We start from the raw sequence: 18,124 nt of genomic DNA on the forward strand, positions 1-18,124 counted from the left end.
GATCCCAGGTTGGGATGGGCGCTGTCCGTAACTTGTCACTCAGGGTTGACGTGTTGGATCCGAGCGTGAGGCAACCGGGCCCACGCAGACCCGAGGGAGTTCCGCCCATGTCCCCAGTGACTACACCTCGTCGGCTGAGGGCCGCCGTTGGTGCTGCTGCCGCTGCCGCGATAGCAGCGGCCGGCCTGGTCGCCACCGCGGCCGGCAGCAATGCCAGTGAAACTGCGCCCACACCAGCAGCAGCCTCAGTCCGTGGGGCCGAGAGCCCGACCGCGATCCCCGGCAGCTACGTCGTCGTCCTGTCCGGGTCGCGTTCGGCCGCGGCGACGCGAGCCACCACGCAGAGCCTGGCGACGTCGTACGACGTCAAGGTGCGTCAGCAGTTCAGTGCCTCCATCAAGGGCTTCTCCGCGAGCATGTCGGCGGAGCAGGCGACGCAGATGGCGGCCGACAAACGGGTCGCGTTCGTCCAGCAGAACCAGAAGTTCACCGCGAACCAGGACAACCCGCCGTGGGGCCTGGACCGCGCCGACCAGCGGGATCTGCCGCTGGACAAGAAGTTCGAGCCGACCGCGACGGCCGACAACGTCAACGTGTACGTGATCGACACCGGTATCTACGCCGCCCACAAGGACTTCGGCGACCGCGCCTCGGTCGGCACCGACACCGTCGGCGACGGCCAGAACGGCGTCGACTGCATGGGCCATGGCAGCCACGTGGCCGGCACTATCGCCGGTACGAACTTCGGCCTCGCCAAGGGCGCGAAGATCTTCGGCGTCCGGGTGCTCGACTGCAACGGCTCGGGCTCGACCGAGAGCGTCGTGGCCGGTATCGAGTGGGTGACGGCGAATGCGAAGAAGCCCGCGGTCGCGAACATGAGCCTCGGCGGCGGTGCCGACGCGGCCCTCGACGCGGCAGTGAAGGCCTCGATCGACAAGGGCATCACCTATGCCGTTGCTGCTGGCAACGACTCTTCCGACGCCTGTGGTGGTTCACCGGCCAAGGAGCCGGCGGCGATCACGGTCGGCGCGACCGACGACAAGGACGCCAAGGCGAACTTCTCCAACTGGGGCAAGTGTGTCGACCTGTTCGCGCCGGGCGTGGACGTCGAGTCGGTCGGCATCACCTCGCCGGACTCGACCGCCAAGATGAGCGGTACGTCGATGGCGACCCCGCACGTCGCCGGTGGCATCGCGCTCTACCTGAGCGCACATCCGGAGGCGACGCCGGCCGAGGTCGCCACCGCACTGCTCGGCGCGTCGACCCCGGACAAGGTCGGTGACCCGGGCACGGGCTCGCCGAACAAGTTGCTGTTCACCGGCAAGGTCGACCCGGCCCAGCCGTAGGTTTCTGATCAGGGCGGCCCGGCCGTCACGGCCGGGCCTCTCTGTCTGTCAGGCGGGGCCGAGGATGTTGCCGCCCTGCACGGTCACCTGGACCGCCGCGAGCGGCGACGGCGCCGGGCCACCCTGGACGCTGCCGTCCGTGGCGCTGAACTTGCTGCCGTGGCACGGGCAGTTGATGGTGTTGTTCTCGATCGTGCGAACGACGCAGCCCGCGTGGGTGCAGACCGCCGTGAAGGCCTTGAACTCACCGGCCGTCGGCTGGGTCACCACGACCTTGTCGAACACCTTGCCGCCACCCACCGGAACGTCGGTGACCGGACCGAGTACTGCTCCCCCGCCGCCGCTGGTCGGCGTACTGGAGGAGGAAGGCGCCGAACTCGGGGCCGAGGACGGCGCTGAGGTCGGTGCGGAGGTGCCGCCGGACGGCGTACCGCCCGCGTCGTCGCTGCCACCGCACGCGGCGAGCAACGGCACGCTGACACCGGCGAGACCGGCCACCGCGGCACCGCGGAGCACCGCCCGCCGGTCACGCAACGTGTCGATCGCCCGGGCGAGTTCGGCCGTGTTGTCGCTCATGAATCTGGACCTCCAAGAGCCTGCTGGCAGGATAGTTGAACGCTTGGCTTCTAGCTTTCTACCCGACCCGGTCAAAAATCGGCCGAAAGACGGGGCCACACCCGGACAAACGGCTGAATGAGCAGGACGGTTCAGCTGCCGGGCGGAAAGGTGTTACCCGGCGGTGGTGCGGGTGACCACCTCGACCACGCGGGCGGCCAGGTCGAGGACTGCTCGGCGGGTCTCTGCCTGCAGCTCCTCCGAGCGCAGCGGCCACGCTCGGGCGACGTGCGCGTCGTACGGGACCACGACCGGTTCCAGACCGCGCTGGCGGAACGCGTCGACCAGCCAGCGGACCGATTCGGGATTGGCGTTCTCGACGACCGTGATGACGATGACGCCGCGGGTCAGCAGGACGTCCTGGCCGTCCGGGGTGAGCTGGTCCAGCTGGGCCAGGGCGTACGTAGCGATGTGCTGGACCGACGGAACGACGAGCACTGTCGCGTGACCGTTGGACGCCAGCTCGGTGCTGATCTCGCCGAACATCGTGTCCGGGCAGTCGACCAGCGCGAGACCGACGTCCCGGGCGCCCTTCGTCTGGACCTCGGCCAGTGTGCTCCGGACCGCCTCGGCCGTGGTCTCGCTGCGGACCAGGCTGACTCCCTCAAGGGGACCGGAGCCTAGGGCCTGCTCGAGTCGGCGGGAGAGCTCCGCCTCCATCGGGTCGGCGTCGACGGCGACTACGCGGTCCGCGCGCTGTGCTGAGAGGACAGTGGCCAGCAACGCGGTCACGGTCGACGTACCCGCACCGGTCACCGGGCTGAGTACGCCGACCCTGCGCATGATCGCGATCGGGCGGCGGACGGTCGCGATGTTGTCGACGTCGCGCTGCATCTGACCGGACGCACCCACCAGGTAGGCCGCCTCCGACGCGATGCGACGGAACCGCCGGAAGACTCCGCCGGACTCAGGCTCCTCCTGCGGAGCTCCCCAGCCGGTCTGGTCGCCCTGAGGGTGCGGTGGCGCCTGCTGGTACTGCGGCGCGGCCTGGCCGGGTGGTTGCTGGTGGTACGGCGGCGGGGCCTGGTAGTAGGTGGCGTCCGCGTACGGCGGCTGCTGGTACCCGGGGGGCTGCTCGTAAGGCGGGGCAGGCTGATACGGCGGCGGGTACTGCTGCTGTTGCTGCTGCGGGTACTGCTGCTGGTATCCCGGCTGCGGTTGGTATTGCGGAGGCGGTGGCTGACTGGGTGCGGCCGGAGGCGCGGGCTGATTCCCCGGGACCGGCGGTGGTGCTGCGTGGTCCGGGGATTCGTCCGCGTGTTCAGGTTGTTCGCCGGCTGACTGCTCCGCCGTGATCCGGCGCAGCATGTCACCCTGCCAGTCAGATTCAGTCATGCCATCCGGTCAGAACGCGTGCAGCAGGTCGGTGTAGACGCCGAAGACTCCCAGCGCCAGAGGTACGGTCACGATGATCGCACCGACCTCAAGGTAGTCGAGCAGTTGGGTGAGCCGCGCGCGGACATGCTCCGCCGGTGCGAAACTGAGACCGAAGGCGCAGAACATCACCACCAGCACCAGCAGGCCGAGTGCGATGAACGCGCCACCCTCACCCTTGACCGCCGCGATCAGCACGCAGCCGGCGACCACGGTGAACGACGCCCCGAACAGAACCGCGACCTCGCTGACCAGCGGATACAGCCGGGACCGCGAAGCGAGTAGGAGCGCCAGTACCAGCGCGAGACCGATCGCCCAGCCCGCGCCGTCGCGCACCAGCATGATGCCGGCCACGGCAGACGACACCGCGATCGGGACCGTCGCCAATGCCAGGCCGAGGTGCGCCGCGTTCAAGGCGCTCCGGACATCGCCGCGCATGATCTCCTGCCCAGCAGCCCGCCTGTCGTCCAAGCCCGACAGACCCGACAACGCCAGCGCGAGCCGGGGCAGCAGGCCCAGCAACAGCACAGCAAGCAGAGCGGCCAACGCGCCGACCCGATCAACAGCCAGACCGGATCCGACGCCGACCATCCAGACAGCGACCAAGAGCACCCCGGCCGCACCTGCGACCACGCCGCCACCGGCAAGACCCGCGCAGGCGAAGATCAGCGGCCCGAAGCTCAGGCACAACGCCGCCGAGGTGAGGACGAGCCCGGTCTCCCAGCCCGCGTCCGCGGCCCAGAACCCGACCGTCACCGACAGCAGCAGGGTGGTGATGGTGACCAGCGGGAAGGCGACGACCTTGTTTCCGCCGCGGCCGAGAACGATCCCGACGAACGCGCAGATCGCCGCGAGCACGAGCAGTGCCGCGCCGGTCAGCGCAACCGGCGCCGCGATCAACAGCGCCACCGCGCCGGCGAGCGCGGAGAACACCAGACCGGCGCCGGCGAGGATCCGCCGGTGCTTGGGCTGGAAGCTCGCGCCGCGCCGCTTCAGGTCCTCGACGGCCTCTTCGGTCACGTCGTACACGGTCGGCGGGGGCGGAAGCTCACCCTCGGCCGCGAGGCGCAGTACGGCGCCGTCGGTGATCTGGGCGGCGCTCAGGGTCCCTTCCGGTGGCACCAGCACACCGCTCGCAGTGGTGAGGAACCGGCGCTGCGGGGTCTGCTGCATCGGCTCGTCCAGCAGCCGGAGCAGGTCCGGGAGCAGTACGCCGAGCGGCTCGTCGGCGGGCAACACCGCATCCATCCGCTTGCGCTGCCCAATCACCGTGACCCGGCTATAGGTGCTCATCGAAGTCCTCGCTTCTGGTGGTTCGTCACCGCTTGCCGGCTGCCACGTCGGCCGGGATCAGCTTCTTCATCAGGGACGCGTACTTCTCCCAGTCCCGCGGCTCGCGCCCGTTCCCGATCGGGTACCAGATCGCGGGTGCATGCGCGGGACCGATGGCCAGGGCCCTGCTGATGCCCTCGACCTTGACCATCTCCGCGACGCTGGACGCCTGGACCGCCTCATTTCCGGCGGCGACGCCGATCGGGCAGGCCATCCCGAGGAAGCGCGGCTGGTAGGTGCCGTCCGCGGCGCCGTACGAGCCCATCACCATCGCCGAGATCAGCTCGTAGTGGTCGGCGATGTCGTCGATCCACTGGCCGACCTGGTTCACGTCCGGGAAGTCCATCCCGGGCTGCGCGACCGCGAGAGTCACCGTCTCGTCCAGCCCGGACTTGGTCCGGCGTGCCTCGAGGGTGCCGACCGACGGCCTGAACTCCGCGCCCGGCTGTCCCGCCAGGATCAGCCACGTCGGATCCGGCGCCCGGCCCCGGCAGTACTCCGTCACCGCGTCCGGGCTCCACGGCTGGGTCACCGGCTCGGAGGTCGCCCAGCCGGCCGGCCCGCTCCCAGTGGTCGCGTTGAACAGCCGCTCCGCGACACGGCCCAGGACGAGGCTCTGGACCGGTTTGTGCCGGACCCGGACGGTGAACTGGAGCTGGCCGAACGGCTCCTCCTGGACGACGAAGTCCGGGTGCAGGTCCGAGCTCGATTCCCCCGGCTTCGCGGTCGACCGAGCGAGGAACAGGTCCCCGTTCCACTTCAGCCGTACTCCGTTCAGACCGTCGAAGTACTCGCCGTCCGAACCGGTGACGACCCACTTCGAGTAGGCGCCGCGGAACAGCGTCGACCGGGTCGGCCAGGTCAGCCTGGACGTCAGCGGCGTGACGAGCTGGACGTCCCGCCCGGCCACTTTGGCCGACGTCAGCGCGTCGGTCAGCCAGGCCGACATGCCGATCACCGGGCGGTCCTGCATGACGACGGCAACCTTCTCGGTGATCAGGTCGACGCCGGGGCTGAAGATCAGGTCGTTCGGCATCTCAGTCGGTTCCTTCGCTCGTGCGCTGGGAAAGCTCGACGCCCGCCGACGTCCAGACCTTGCCGCCGAGCCGGTTGATCAGGATGTTCGCGTACCTCTCGGCGATCTCGCGGGCACCGTCGCGGGCCGTCGCACGGATCTCGACCCACCAGGCCGGGGTCTCCACCGACCCGACCGCGGTACCGAGCATCCGCTCCACCTCACCCGGCACCTGGACCAGCAGCGGCAGCTCGATCGACACCAGTGGCAGGTTCTCCTCGTCGCAGAGCTGTACGACGGCGCCGCCGCTCACCGCACGGACTCCGAGCTCCTCCCCGGCCGCGGCAAGGCCGGCCAGGACGTCGTCGCTGGACGGGCGCCCGTCCACGAGGGCCACCAGGTCGTAGGTCATGACGTTCCTCCGCTGTTCTCGGTGACGGCCTGCGCCGCGTCGGCGATTGCCGTCTGGACTAGCTGTGGCCCGTCGCCCCGTCGTACGAACAAGCCGCGGCCTGGTGGGTAGTCGCCCGGACGCGCGCCGGTGAAGAGCTGCCCCTCGCTGCGGTCGCCGGACATCACCAGGCCGGCCGCCCCGGATTCGAGGACCGCGGACAGGAACGGCTCGTACATCTGCCGCGACGCACCCGAGGCGCGCCGGGTCACGATGAAGTGCAACCTGATGTCCCGGCCGGACGAGATGTAGGGCAGGAACGGGTCCATCGGCGACTGCCCGCCCGATGTGAGCAGGTCGTAGTCGTCGGCCAGCACCACGATCCGCGGTCCGCCAAGGCCTGCTTCCGGAATGGCGCCGGTGTCGTCCGGCATCCGCTTCGCCAGCTCCTCTGACACGCCCGCGGCGAGACCGCCGGCGACCCGGCCGGTCGGCGCGTAGCCACCGACGTACGCCTCCGGGACGAATTCGCGCAGGCCGCGCCGCGGATCCATCACCGCGAACACGAGCTGGTCGGACGTGTGCCGCTCGATCAGTTGCTGGATGATCAGCCGGACCATGTTGGTCTTGCCGGAACCGCTGTCGCCGAAGACCACCAGATTGCTGTCCCGGCCGGCCAGGTCCAGGTACACAGGTGCCAGCGCGCGTTCGTCCACACCGATCGGAACAACGGCCGCCTGCCGGATCTCGTCGGCCACCTCGGTCCGGGGCAGCTTCAGCGGCAGGATCCGGATCCGCGGCGCCTGCGGTCCCTGCCAGGTCGACCGCGCGGACACCGCCTGACCCTCGAGCACCTCGGACAGGTTCTCGTCGGAGGCGAGGCCGTCCACCCGCGGCAGCGCGAACTGCGCGTACAGCTTGGAGCCCGGCACCAGCATCCGGCCCGGTCCGGCCTTGCGCAGGACCTCCTGCAGGCGCCGGTCGATGCTGGAGTCCGACGGGTCGTTCAGCCGCAGCTCGAGCATCGTGCCGAACATCGCCTGGTTCTGCATCCGGACGTCGTTCCAGCGCATCATCGAAGCGACCACGTGGATGCCGTAGTTGCCGCCGCGCGACAGGATGTCGGTGATCGGCTCGTCCAGCTCGTCGAACGTGGTCCGGATCGCGCCGAAGTTGTCGATCACCAAGACGACGTCCGCCGTCGGCAGCTCCGGAATCGCGCCGGCCGCGTGGTCCTTGCGGAGCGCCTCCATGGTGTCGACCGCGTGATTGCGGAACACCCGCTCGCGATGGTCGATCATCCCGCGGATCTCCTCGACAGTCCGCCGGACCTTCTCCCGGTCGGTGCGCAGCGCGACGCCACCGACGTGCGGCAACTGCTCCAGCGCCTGCATGCCACCGCCGGCCAGGTCGAGCGCGTAGATCGCGACCTCCGCCGGAGTGTGGGTGTGGGCCAGCGAGGTGACCAGCGTCCGCAGCCCCGTCGTCTTGCCGGACTGCGGACCACCGACGATCGCGACGTGACCGCCGGCGCGGGTCAGGTCCAGCCGGAGGACCTCCTGGCGCTGGTTACCCGGGTCGTCGATCACACCGACCGGAGGCTGCATCTGCGGAGTCTTCACCGACAGCTGGAGACCGCGGCCCTGGACGAAGTCGGCACGGCCGGCCAGACCGTCCAGCGTGCAGGCGGCCGGCAGCGGCGGCAGCCAGATCTTCAGCACCGGCTTGGCTGCCCGGGCCACCTGATCGACGAACGTGGTCAGCACCGTCGGCCCCGTCGTACGCTCGGTCGCCTTCGCCTCGACCGGCTTCTGCGCCTCCAGCTCCTCCTCGGACTGCTGGTACGGCGGCAGCGCCTGCGGGCGGACCTCCGCACCTTCGTCCTCGACGATCTCGCCCGTCGGCGGAACGTACGGACCGGAGATGTAGGCCGCCCTGAAGCGCTGGTAGACGCTCGTGTCGACCTTGAGGAACCCGAACCCGGGCAGCGGCGGCAGGTGGAACGCGTCGGTGGTGTCCAGTACCGTCCGGCTCTCCTCCTCGGAGAACGTCCGCAGACCCAGCCGGTAGGACAGGTAGGTCTCCAGACCGCGCAGCTTGCCCGCCTCGACCCGCTGGCTGGACAGCAGCAGGTGCACACCGATCGACCGGCCGATCCGGCCGATCGAGAGGAACAGGTCGATGAAGTCCGGCCGTTCGTTCAGCAACTCGCCGAACTCGTCGATGATCACGAACAGGTGTGGCAGCGCCGGCAGGTCCGGGTTGCGTTCGCGGTGCAGCCGGTAGTCGGTGATGTTGGCGATGTTGCCCGCGTCCTTCAGCACCTGCTGGCGGCGCAGCACCTCGCCTTCCAGGCTCTTGTACGCGCGTTCGATCAGGCTCGCGTCGTCGCGCAGGTTGGTGATGATGCCGGCCACGTGCGGCACACCGGCGAACGGCGCGAACGAGGCGCCACCCTTGAAGTCGACCAGGACCAGTGCGAGGTCGTCCGGGCTGTGCGTGGCCAGCAAGGCCATCACCATGGTCCGCAGTACTTCGGACTTCCCCGAGCCGGTCGCGCCGATGCAGAGTCCGTGCGGGCCCATACCGAGCTGGGCCGATTCCTTCAGGTCGACCAGTACGACGGCGCCATGGTCGTCGATCCCCAGCGGGACCCGCAGGAACGCGCGATCCGGACGTGGCTGCCACAGCTGCTGGAAGTCGAGCTGGGCCACGTCGGTGATGCCGATCAGGCCCATGAAGTCGACGTCGTCGCGCTGAGCGTCCTCGTCCAGCGACTCCGCGGACAGCCGCAGCGGAGCAAGCTCGCGGGCGATCCCCTCGGCGACGGCGGCTTCCATCCGGTCCACCTGGCCGCTGGCGACCATCGGGTACTGCCCACGCAGGTCCTCGATCCGGACCTCGTCGCCGAACACGGTGATCCGCATCGTCACCGAGCTCGGCTCCTGGACGCGGTCGGCGACCAGGTGCAGCACGGTGACGCCGAGTTCGCCGGGGAGGAGCGAGTCGTCGGCCAGCGGGCGGACCTCGGCGGCGACATCGCCGTACGTGTCGTGCAGCACGAGCAGGCGCTTGGTCAGCCGGCGGCGGTCCTCGAAGTTCACCGACCCGCGGCGTGACTCGGTGGCCCACTGGACGCGCTCGCTCAGATCGTCTGACAGCAGCCGAGCCAACGCGTCAGGTGTCTCGGCGATCCGGCGGAACGGGATCGGGCCCTGCCTTCGCTCCGGGTCCTGCACGTGCGGCAGCCAGTTCATCCACTGCCAGTCCCGCATCGTGTCCCACGGGAAGCACGCGGCCAGCTTCACGTCCTCCGGCGCGTGGAAGACCGCCGTCTGCACGAGCAGCGAGCGGGCCACCCGGACGACGCCCTCGCGGTCGCCGATGATGCTGACGTTGCCCACGTGGTCCAGTGGCACGGTCAGCGGCATGTCCGGGTTCAGCGTGAAGCGCCGTACCAGGCCGTTCGCCTCGGCCATCATGAACTGGTCCGGCGGATCCATCGCGGAGCCGCCCTGACCGACCATCGCCGGGACCGCCGGCACGCGACCACTGCCGCACCGCGGCTGCAGGAAGTCACTGTCGGTACGACGGCGCTCCCACAGCCGGGACACGTCGGCCACGCAGTCCAGCAGCGCGTCCGGTGGCGGGTTCAGCTCCAGCGCCTGCGACCGCGCCTTGCGTTCCTGGACCGAGAAGTCGTCGCGCATCCGCTCGAGGTAGTCGAGGTAGCGGCGGCGCTGGTTCTTGCGATCCTTGCCACCCCGGCCGCGGGACGAGAGCATGCCGGCGACGGAGCCGACCAGGGTGAGCCCCAACATCCCGATGCCGACCATCACCATCGGACCGGACCGACCCATCGTCATCATCGCGACCGAGCCGAGGCTGCCGACCATCGGCAACAGCATCTGCAGAGCTCCACCGCCCCCACCGCCACCGCCGCCACCGAGAGACGGCGCGGTCTCGATCACACGCTGCTGCGGCACCACGGGGGCAGATGTGCGCCGCGCCGGGCGGTGCACGATCCGGCTTGCCACTAAGGTTTTCCTCCGCTGGACCAGCCCGCGGGTGCGCGGGGACATTTGCTGTTTCTTACCGACGGACGCGCGAGACACTCTAGTGGTGGGTGAGGTCACGAGATGACAGGTACAGACGATTCCACCGTGGTGGAAATCATTGCGGAACTCGCGCCGATCTGGTTACCGGGGTGCGTTGTCGACACCGAGCAGCGCACGGTCGAGATCGGCTGGGGCCGTGGCGGGCTGCAGATGTCGGCTGTCGTCAGCGTCGGCGAGGTTATCGATCGTTGCCTTCAGCTACCACAGGGCCGCTGGCCCGAGCAGATCGAGGCCTGGCTGCGGGCCGTCGTCACCGAGGGCGAGCTGGCCACCGAGGAGCACCGGTTCGGCGACGTCGCCGAACGCCAGCGCGCGTTGCTCGTGCAACGTGGCTGGTCCGCACGCACCGCCGGGCCGGTCGCCGACGCGCTGTTGCCGTTCGGGGACCACTTCGAGGTGGTGGTGTTCATCCGGACCGGCAGCGAGCTGCGCCGGCTGACCGTCGTACGGCGGTCGATGCTGGGACTCGGCGACCCCGGCGTGCCCTCGCCGGTACGGCTCACCCTGGCGGAGATCGCGGACCTCGAACCGCAGCGGCACGGCGGGATATCGGTGCTCAGCCGCGACGGTGATCCGCTGGTGTCGATGGCGATCGTCGACCGGGACAACTGGTTGCCTCAGGCAACTTTAAGGGCCGGCGTGCTGATCGGCGTACCGCGGTTGAGCGCCGTCGCCTACTGCCCCGCCGACGCCGGCCAGGCGCACGCCGACACGCTGGCCCGCTGGGTCGCCGACTGCTACCGCGGCGCCCCGGACCAGTGCTCCCCCGACCTCTACTGGCTCCAGGGCGACCAAATGGTCCAGGTCCCGGTCACGCTGGCGACCCCGCCGAGCGCAGTACTCCCCGCCGCCCTGTTACCCCAGCCCCGCCACAGCTGGCTACGCCACCTCTTCGGCCGCTAGCCACAGCTGAGGCGGCTACTTCGAGGGCGAAGGACTGACCGGGCCGGACGTGGTCGCGGTCGGCGTGGGCTGCTGGTTCTGCTTCTCCTTGGCCTGCGCCGACTTGAAGTACGACACCCCGGCACACCCCGCACACGCGACCGCACCGATCATCACGCTCGCGAGCACCTTCCCGGTCTGCTCGTTCAACGTGTTCTTGGCCCGCTCAGCCCCGAACAGCCAAGCCTCCCGCAACCGCCGCCGCCGAACCGCCACCGACTCGATGACCTGGGTCCCATAGTTCCCGGACACTCAGGCCTCCTGATCCAGTGCGTCCAGCGTCGCGGCATCGATCGGCAGGGGCTCCAGCGTGGCCCGGTCGGTCACCGACCGGAGCTGGATCGAGATGAAGCCGAGGTCGAGCTCCCCTGGACCGCGGGCGAAACCGCCACCGCGGTCGAACAGCTCGAGGATCGGCTCGTAGGGATCGTCCAGCTGTGGGAACCGCTGCCGAGGCAGGTCGCCGAGTGCCGCCCAGCGCACGATCGCCGCGGCGAGGTCCGTCGGAACCGGGAACAGGTCCATCGACGACTCGTCCAGCTCGAGCCTGGCCAGCAGCGCCGGATCGACGGCGACCTCAGGATCCACACCACTCGCCAGATCACTGGACGGCCAGCCCCGCTCCGCGCCGACGGCCACTGCCCACTGCGCCGTACGCCGGAGGAACTCGCGGGCCAACCGGGCACGCGACTTCTCGTGCGCGAGCGCGGCGGCCTTGTCCCAATTCACCGCGAGCAGGCGCTCGACCATCCGCTCCGCGGCGGTCATGTCGGTCACCATCCCCTTTGCTCCTTGATTGCCTGAACGATCGCATCCAGGGTCGCCTTCGACAAATCCTTCGGCCGGAACGGCCCAGGGAACGGTGGGGTCAGCCCGTAGATGTCCCAGAGACCCAGGAGATCGACTTCCTCCCCGCCTCGCGTCGACAACGGCGCCAGCTCGTGCGGCCCCGGATTCTTCCGGCCGCGGTAGGTTCCCTCCGCGTCCCACATGTCCGGGTCGGCCAGCTTGTACGGAACGCCCAGCTCGAGCAGCTTGGCCTCCACGTACTCGTGCGCGATCAGGGATCGCACCTGGTTCGTCTCCATCCGGTCCAAGCGCCCCGACATCGCCTTCTTCCACAGCTTGGCCATCTCCGGCATCGCCTGGAAGTTGCCGTGCCGGATGTCATCGGGGCCGATCGCCACGTCGTGCTTGTTCACGAACATGTTCCGCTTCGCCACGTCGACCACCTCCTCCAACTCGGCCAGGGTCGCCGGGTCGTCGTCGTGCAGGTCGAGCGAGTCGGCGATCTTCGGCACGTCGGTGGTCGTGTCCCGGATGTTGCGGTACCCGTCGTCCAGGTCCGGATCGTTCTCGACGAACTCGTCCTTATCCGGCATCCGAACGTCGTAGTCGGAGTTCGGCCCGCTCCCCTTCCTGATCACCTCACCCGGCCCCGGTGCCGCAGCCGCCGACCGATCCGCCGAACTGGGTGCAGCGGCCGAACCAGGCGGATCCGCCAAGCCGTACGGGTCTGCCGAGCCATACGGGTCTGCCGAGCCGTACGGATCCGACTGGCCGTACGGCGGTTGCTGGCCGTGTGGTTGGGCTGGCGGCTGTCCGCCGTACTCGTTCGGCGTTTCCGGCGTGTGCCGCGCGTTCGGTCCGAATTCCTGCGGGTTGTACGCAGGACGCTCCGGCTGCCCAGGACCGAACGGCCGCTGCCCCGGGTAGTGCCCCGGTTGCTGCGGCGGACCGTACGGATCGGGCTGATGCGGCGGCGCATACGGATCCGGCTGACCCGGCCCGTACGGCGGCTGCTGCTCCGGATACCGCCCAGGCTGCTGCGGCGGGTACTGCTGCCCCGGCTGGTGCGGTGGGTTCGGCTGTCCCGGCTGGTGCGGCGGGTACTGCTGCCCAGGCTGGTTCGGCTGTCCCGGCTGGTGCGGCGGGTACTGCTGCCCAGGCTGGTGCGGGGGTCCGTACGGGTCCGGCTGATGCGTAGGCGCGTACGGATCCTGTCGTCCCGGACCATATGGCGGCTGCTGCTCCGGATACCGCCCAGGCTGCTGCGGCGGGTACTGCTGTCCCGGCTGGTTCGGCTGTCCCGGCTGATTCGGCGGGTACTGCTGCCCCGGCTGGTTCGGCGGGTACTGCTGCCCCGGCTGATGCGTAGGCGCGTACGGGTCCTGTCGTCTCGGTCCATATGGCGGCTGCTGCTCCGGATACCGCCCAGGCTGCTGCGGCGGGTACTGCTGTCCCGGCTGGTTCGGCTGGTTCGGCTGTCCCGGCTGCCCCGGCTGGTTCGGCGGGTACTGCTGCCCCGGCTGATGCGTAGGCGCGTACGGGTCCTGTCGTCCCGGACCATACGGCGGCTGCTGCTCCGGATGGCGCCCAGGCTGATGCTGCTGCTCCGGGTACCGACCAGGCTGGTTCGGCTGACCCGGCTGGTGTGGGTGCGGCTGACCCGGTTGAGGTGGGTACAGTTGCTGACCCGGATGCGGCTGCTGGCCCGGCTGATAACCAGGCTGGTGCTGCTGTGGCGGCCCGTACGGCGGCTGAGGCTGCTGACCGGGCTCCTGACCCGTTGGACCGAACTGGCCCGGCGGCTGCTGGCCCGGGTGGTAGCCAGGTTGCTGGCCGGGCTGGTAGACGGGCTGCTGGCCCGGGCCGAACGACTGCTGGGGGCGGCCGTCGTTGAACGGGTTCGCCGGCTGCTGCGGCGCAGGTTGCTGCCCTGGGTGGTACGGCGGTTGGTGCGGGGTCGGGTAGCGGGACTCCGCCTGTTCTGCCCAGTACGAGCGCCCAGTATCGGGCTGCACCGCGATCGGCGACGGCGCGTCTCCAGGTGGTACGTCTACCGGCCCGCTGTGGTCGCGGACATGCACGTGCCACGTGTTGGTCGCTTCGTCGAACTCCGGCCTCGCGGTCGGGTAGAAGGGGGTGTGCGGCGGGTGAATGACTTCGTCGACACCGACGTACTTGTCACGCAGGAACGACATGTCCTTGCCGTGCCGAGCATCGATGTGCAGCACCACCCGGCCCGCGGAGTACCGACCGCCGCTGAAGATCTTGGCGCCGTCGGGATCCTTGTCCGAGTGAGTGAACGCAGGCTCCGCCGGACTGCGGCCGGGCTGGTAGCGGTTCAGGAACGCCTGCAACTGCTCCGGGGTGTCGAAGGCGATGCCACGGTCGATCGGCCCCTTGAAATCGGGCAGCTTCTTCATTGCCGATGCCGCGACCCGGACAAGTGGCTTGTTCTCGACGCTCAGGTCACCGGCCCGGTAGGCGTTGTTGATGTCCTGATGGTCGGTTCCCAGCATCCGTTCCATGGCGGTGAGCTCGACATCCGACAGATCGTCGATGTGGTCGGGAAGCTGCTCCTGGCCGCGTCGCCGGTGCTCCGCGATCTTCCTCTGGTCGATCGATCCCAAGGTGTCGCGGAACCGCGCCAGGTCCTGCGAAGACGCCCGGAAACTGGGGTCGGCCAGTTCCGATCCGTCGAACGGTCCAGGATCCCGGTGCCCAGACGTCCCAGCCGACCCGTACTGCTCGGAAGCTCTGGACGCCGGCGTCTGCAAGTCCGGGGTGTTCGGGTCAGGGGTGTTCGGGTCAGGGGTGTTCGGGTCCGGAGTGTTCGGGTCCGGAGTGTTCGGGTCCGGAGTGTTCGGGTCCGGAGTGTTCGGGTCCGGAGTGTTCGGGTCCGGAGTGTTCGGGTCCGGTGAATGGGTCCCGTGGGGATTGGCCCCCGACGGGTTGTACCCAGGAGTTCCGGGCCTCGGGGCGATCGGGGGGATCGCTTGGCGCATGTGTTGCAGTTGCGAGGCCGGCGGAGTGTTCGGGCTGCGCGGAGGGCCTTCCCAGCGGCCGCCACGCTCACGGACGGCGAACTGGATAGACGTGATGTTGCCCTTGCCGGTGCCGTCGTCGTACGGATTCTTCGGGTGCGCACCCGGGTGACCGTCCGGGAACGCATCGACGATCTTGCCGCCCGGCGGCTGCGAGTCCAGGAACTTGACGCGCCCCGCCGGGTCGACGAACGCGTTCAGGACGTGACCACCGCCCGGGATGTTGGGCATGCTCGACCGCCAGGTCACGAAGATGTTCGCGTGCGTGCCCGGCGGACGGCCGGCCAGCGCGTCGTACACCCTTCGGTAGGCGGCGTTGGTGAAGTCCGCCGGGTCGGCGTCCCAGTCCTCCAGCCCCATCTTGTTCTCTGCCGGGAAGTCCTCCAGATCCATCCACTCGAGGGTAGCTTCGGGGTTCTCGCCGTTCGCGAGCTTCCGGCCGGCGGACAGATCCGGGGTCTCGCCGTTCAAGATCGCCGCAGTCTTGCGTGAACCGTCCGCGCAGTTCATCCGGTACTGGTGGCTCCGGCCGTAGTCCGGGTTGACCTTGCCGACCCAGTTCTCGGGGTTGCGCTCCGGCGGGTCGCCGACCGAGTCGCGAAGCTCGCCACGGCGAGGATCCCTCAGGTCCGCCTCGATGTACTGATCCGGGTCGATCTTCGACCGGTCCTTGCCCGGCTCCGGACGAAGGTAGTCCGGCTTCAGCTCGTCGATCACCTTCTGGCGCTCGAGTGGGCTGTCGAAATTCGGGTCATTGCCGGCGTCGGGCGCATCCGGCTCCCGACGGGCCGCCGGCGGCTCCACGCGACCAGGCTGATTCGGCGTGCCGGTGTTCGGGGTGTTCGGGGTGTTCGGGGTGTTCGGGGTGTTCGGCACGTTGGCATGACCGGGTACGCCGGGGTGAAACGGCATGACCGGGGTGACGGCCGGGTCCGCGTGCCGAGCCGCCATGGGCTCCGGCGTGTGTGTCGTACCCGGCGTAGGGCTTGTCTCGGGCGTGCGCGTGGTCTCCGGCGTACGCGTGGACTCCGGCGTACGCGTGGACTCCGGCGTCCGCGAGGTTTCCGGCGTACGCGTGGACTCAGGCGTCCGCGAGGTCTCCGGCGTCCGGGACGTTTCCGGCGTACGCGTGGACTCCGGTGTGCGCGAGGTCTCCGGCGTGCGCGAGGTCTCCGGCGTACGCGTGGACTCCGGTGTGCGCGAGGTCTCCGGCGTGCGCGAGGTCTCCGGCGTACGCGTGGACTCAGGCGTCCGCGAGGTCTCCGGCGTGCGCGAGGTCTCCGGCGTACGCGTGGACTCCGGTGTGCGCGAGGTCTCCGGCGTGCGCGAGGTCTCCGGCGTACGTGTTGTCGGGTCCGGGGTTCCGGAGTTCGGCGTGGTCGAGTCGGGCGTGCGCGTACCAGGCGATGTGGTCGAGTCCGGCGTGCGTGGACCGGGTGATGTGCTGGTTTCGGGGCCGCGGTTGGTTGGTGTTGTCGTGCCAGGGTCCGCCGTCGTACCGGGCGTCGTACCCGGTGTCGTCGTACCTGGCGTCGTCGAACCTGGCGTCGAACCTGGCGTCGTCGAACCTGGCGTCGTCGTGCCCGGTGTGGTCGTACCCGGTGTGGTCGTACCTGGTGTCGTCGAACCTGGCGTCGTCGTGCCCGGTGTCGTCGTGCCCGGGTTGGCGTGTGACACAGGCGTGGTGGACGGGGTGTTGGTACTTGGCACGTTGGTGGTGCTGGGGGCGTCGACGCTGCCAGTGTCGGGGGTGTTCGCCGATGGAGTGTCCACGGACGGACTGCTGATCGACGGGCTGTCCACCGAGACGGTGGGCGTGTCGACCGAGGTGTGCGACACGCCGGAGCTGTCGGGGGTGTCCACCGAGGACGGCACGTCCACCTTCGGGTTCTGCATCTTGAAGGTGTCGCCGACGATCGGGATCTTCGCCAGGCCGTTGATGACATCGCCGACCTTCGGGATCTTCATCGTCGCGCCGAGGGCCAGGTCGTGCAGCCCGGTGCGCAAACCCTGCAGCTTCGAGGCCGCCCCGGCCACCCTCGCCACCGCGGTGCTCGCGGCGCCGAACTTGCCTGCCAGCGCCGCGGTCTTGATCGCTCCGGCGCCGCCGCCGGTGAACACGGTGGCGACGATGTTGGTGAGCGCCATGCCCAGTGCCTTGCCCGGGTTCTTCGCCCACTCGTCCCAGGCGACGAAGCCCTTGAACATCTGCTCGCCCATGGTGAGGCCCGTCTCGCCCCACTCCTTGACCCAGTCGGGCCGGGTGTCCTGGCCGGTGATTTTGTCGAAGCCCCACCAGGCGAGCTGATGCGGAAGCGTCGCTATCTGGCCGACGAACGTGGCGAGGCCGACCCAGGCGTTACCCGCGTCCTCCCAGGTCGGGATGTCGTACCCGAGGGTGTTCTTCGCCCAGTCCTTCAAGCCCGGGATCATGCCGAGCAGCGGCAGCACCGGAATCAGCGTCAGAATGCCCTCGATGGTCTCGCCGACGACGGTCAGGACACCGACCGTGAAATCCACCGGGAACTCGAGGATGTCCTGCCAGAGCGGCTTGTCCCGCTCCTCCTCGGACCCCCACGCCGGCTCCTCCGGCTCAGCGTCCTCGTCCGGCGGCGGGGGCGGCTGCTCGCCCTCGCGCACACCGGTCTCGGGATCCCAGGTCTTACCGCCGTGGAGCTTGACGATCTCGTTGGCCGCGGCGAAGCAGAGCCCGGGGAGCTCCTCCGTCATGATCCGGTTGGTGTCCTGGAACATCCGGTTGTTGTCGTCGATCATGTCCTGATCGTTCTGCCACTCCGGATTGCCGTTCTTCCGGCGATGCCACTCATAGGCCTCGGTCCGGATGTCCTTCAGCGTGCCCAGCCGGCCGCGCACCTCGTCGGCGAGTGTCACCAGGTGTCCCGACATCGCCGGCAGGCTGGGACCGAACTCGGCGAGGTTCGTCTGGATCTTCTGCGTCGAGTTGACCAGCAACTCGCGCTCGGGGGCGTGGTAGCAGTTGTTCAGGCCCCCGAACGTGTTGTGGATGCCGTCGCCCACGTCGGCGAACCCCTGCCCGAGGCCACTCAGCTCCGACACGTTGTTGTCGAGAGCCGAGACCACGTTGGTCAGCTCCGTGATCGGGATACCTTCGGGTTTGATCATCTCAGTTCAGTCCTCGG

11 protein-coding genes are annotated in these 18,124 nt (G+C 69.3%); 2 read left to right on the forward strand and 9 right to left on the reverse strand.

What is annotated here, in order from left to right:
• Nucleotides 1-107 precede the first annotated feature (107 nt).
• A complete protein-coding gene (locus A3ES_RS0100680) occupies nucleotides 108-1,346 on the forward strand; it encodes a S8 family peptidase (RefSeq protein WP_020384841.1) in 1,239 nt (412 codons plus the stop codon).
• A 48-nt stretch (nucleotides 1,347-1,394) separates the two neighbouring features.
• Here the strand turns inward: A3ES_RS0100680 and A3ES_RS56915 are convergent, their stop codons facing one another.
• The 6 genes from A3ES_RS56915 to eccCa form a co-directional block, all read right to left on the reverse strand.
• Entirely contained in the window at nucleotides 1,395-1,922 is a 528-nt protein-coding gene (locus A3ES_RS56915; RefSeq protein ID WP_020384842.1) for a Rieske 2Fe-2S domain-containing protein, read from the reverse strand.
• A 153-nt stretch (nucleotides 1,923-2,075) separates the two neighbouring features.
• On the reverse strand, nucleotides 2,076-3,296 hold the full coding sequence (locus tag A3ES_RS0100690; RefSeq protein WP_020384843.1) for a hypothetical protein: 1,221 nt from the start codon (nucleotides 3,294-3,296) through the stop codon (nucleotides 2,076-2,078).
• A 9-nt stretch (nucleotides 3,297-3,305) separates the two neighbouring features.
• On the reverse strand, nucleotides 3,306-4,628 hold the full coding sequence (locus A3ES_RS0100695; RefSeq protein WP_020384844.1) for an EsaB/YukD family protein: 1,323 nt from the start codon (nucleotides 4,626-4,628) through the stop codon (nucleotides 3,306-3,308).
• A gap of 25 nt (nucleotides 4,629-4,653) precedes the next feature.
• Nucleotides 4,654-5,703 carry a DUF6177 family protein gene (locus tag A3ES_RS45765; protein WP_026162443.1) on the reverse strand — a complete coding sequence of 350 codons (1,050 nt, stop codon included), beginning with the start codon at nucleotides 5,701-5,703 and terminating at the stop codon, nucleotides 4,654-4,656.
• A gap of 1 nt (nucleotide 5,704) precedes the next feature.
• The gene (locus A3ES_RS50870; RefSeq protein ID WP_026162444.1) at nucleotides 5,705-6,094 is read right to left on the reverse strand and encodes a hypothetical protein; all 390 of its coding nucleotides are present in this window, start codon (nucleotides 6,092-6,094) and stop codon (nucleotides 5,705-5,707) included.
• Nucleotides 6,091-10,059 (reverse strand): type VII secretion protein EccCa, encoded by a 3,969-nt coding sequence (gene eccCa, locus A3ES_RS0100710; protein WP_237744825.1) that lies wholly within the window; start codon nucleotides 10,057-10,059, stop codon nucleotides 6,091-6,093. The genes A3ES_RS50870 and eccCa overlap by 4 nt, the downstream gene beginning before the upstream one ends.
• 177 nt (nucleotides 10,060-10,236) lie before the next feature.
• Between eccCa and A3ES_RS0100715 the strand changes: the two genes are divergently transcribed.
• Nucleotides 10,237-11,094 (forward strand): hypothetical protein, encoded by an 858-nt coding sequence (locus A3ES_RS0100715; RefSeq protein WP_169501722.1) that lies wholly within the window; start codon nucleotides 10,237-10,239, stop codon nucleotides 11,092-11,094.
• Nucleotides 11,095-11,109: 15 nt separating this feature from the next.
• Here A3ES_RS0100715 and A3ES_RS0100720 read toward each other — a convergent pair whose 3' ends face one another.
• Genes A3ES_RS0100720 through A3ES_RS56650 form a run of 3 tightly spaced genes read right to left on the reverse strand, consistent with a single transcriptional unit; the run spans nucleotide 11,110 to nucleotide 18,107 of the window.
• Nucleotides 11,110-11,385: a hypothetical protein gene (locus tag A3ES_RS0100720; protein WP_020384847.1), complete on the reverse strand. Its 276-nt coding sequence runs from the start codon at nucleotides 11,383-11,385 to the stop codon at nucleotides 11,110-11,112.
• Complete coding sequence (locus A3ES_RS50875) at nucleotides 11,386-11,913, reverse strand: hypothetical protein (RefSeq protein WP_020384848.1); 528 nt, start codon at nucleotides 11,911-11,913, stop codon at nucleotides 11,386-11,388.
• On the reverse strand, nucleotides 11,907-18,107 hold the full coding sequence (locus A3ES_RS56650; protein ID WP_026162446.1) for a toxin glutamine deamidase domain-containing protein: 6,201 nt from the start codon (nucleotides 18,105-18,107) through the stop codon (nucleotides 11,907-11,909). Before A3ES_RS56650 ends, A3ES_RS50875 begins: the two co-directional genes overlap by 7 nt.
• Nucleotides 18,108-18,124: the final 17 nt, after the last annotated feature.

Source organism: Kribbella catacumbae DSM 19601 (assembly GCF_000372465.1).
Taxonomy (GTDB): Bacteria; Actinomycetota; Actinomycetes; order Propionibacteriales; family Kribbellaceae; genus Kribbella; species Kribbella catacumbae.

Bases quoted from the DNA above. Each gene is read 5' to 3' on its own strand.
- A3ES_RS0100680 (WP_020384841.1), top strand. From the start codon at position 108: ATGTCCCCAGTGACTACACCTCGTCGGCTGAGGGCCGCCGTTGGTGCT.
- A3ES_RS56915 (WP_020384842.1), bottom strand. From the start codon at position 1,922: ATGAGCGACAACACGGCCGAACTCGCCCGGGCGATCGACACGTTGCGT.
- A3ES_RS0100690 (WP_020384843.1), bottom strand. From the start codon at position 3,296: ATGACTGAATCTGACTGGCAGGGTGACATGCTGCGCCGGATCACGGCG.
- A3ES_RS0100695 (WP_020384844.1), bottom strand. From the start codon at position 4,628: ATGAGCACCTATAGCCGGGTCACGGTGATTGGGCAGCGCAAGCGGATG.
- A3ES_RS45765 (WP_026162443.1), bottom strand. From the start codon at position 5,703: ATGCCGAACGACCTGATCTTCAGCCCCGGCGTCGACCTGATCACCGAG.
- A3ES_RS50870 (WP_026162444.1), bottom strand. From the start codon at position 6,094: ATGACCTACGACCTGGTGGCCCTCGTGGACGGGCGCCCGTCCAGCGAC.
- A3ES_RS50875 (WP_020384848.1), bottom strand. From the start codon at position 11,913: ATGGTGACCGACATGACCGCCGCGGAGCGGATGGTCGAGCGCCTGCTC.
- A3ES_RS56650 (WP_026162446.1), bottom strand. From the start codon at position 18,107: ATGATCAAACCCGAAGGTATCCCGATCACGGAGCTGACCAACGTGGTC.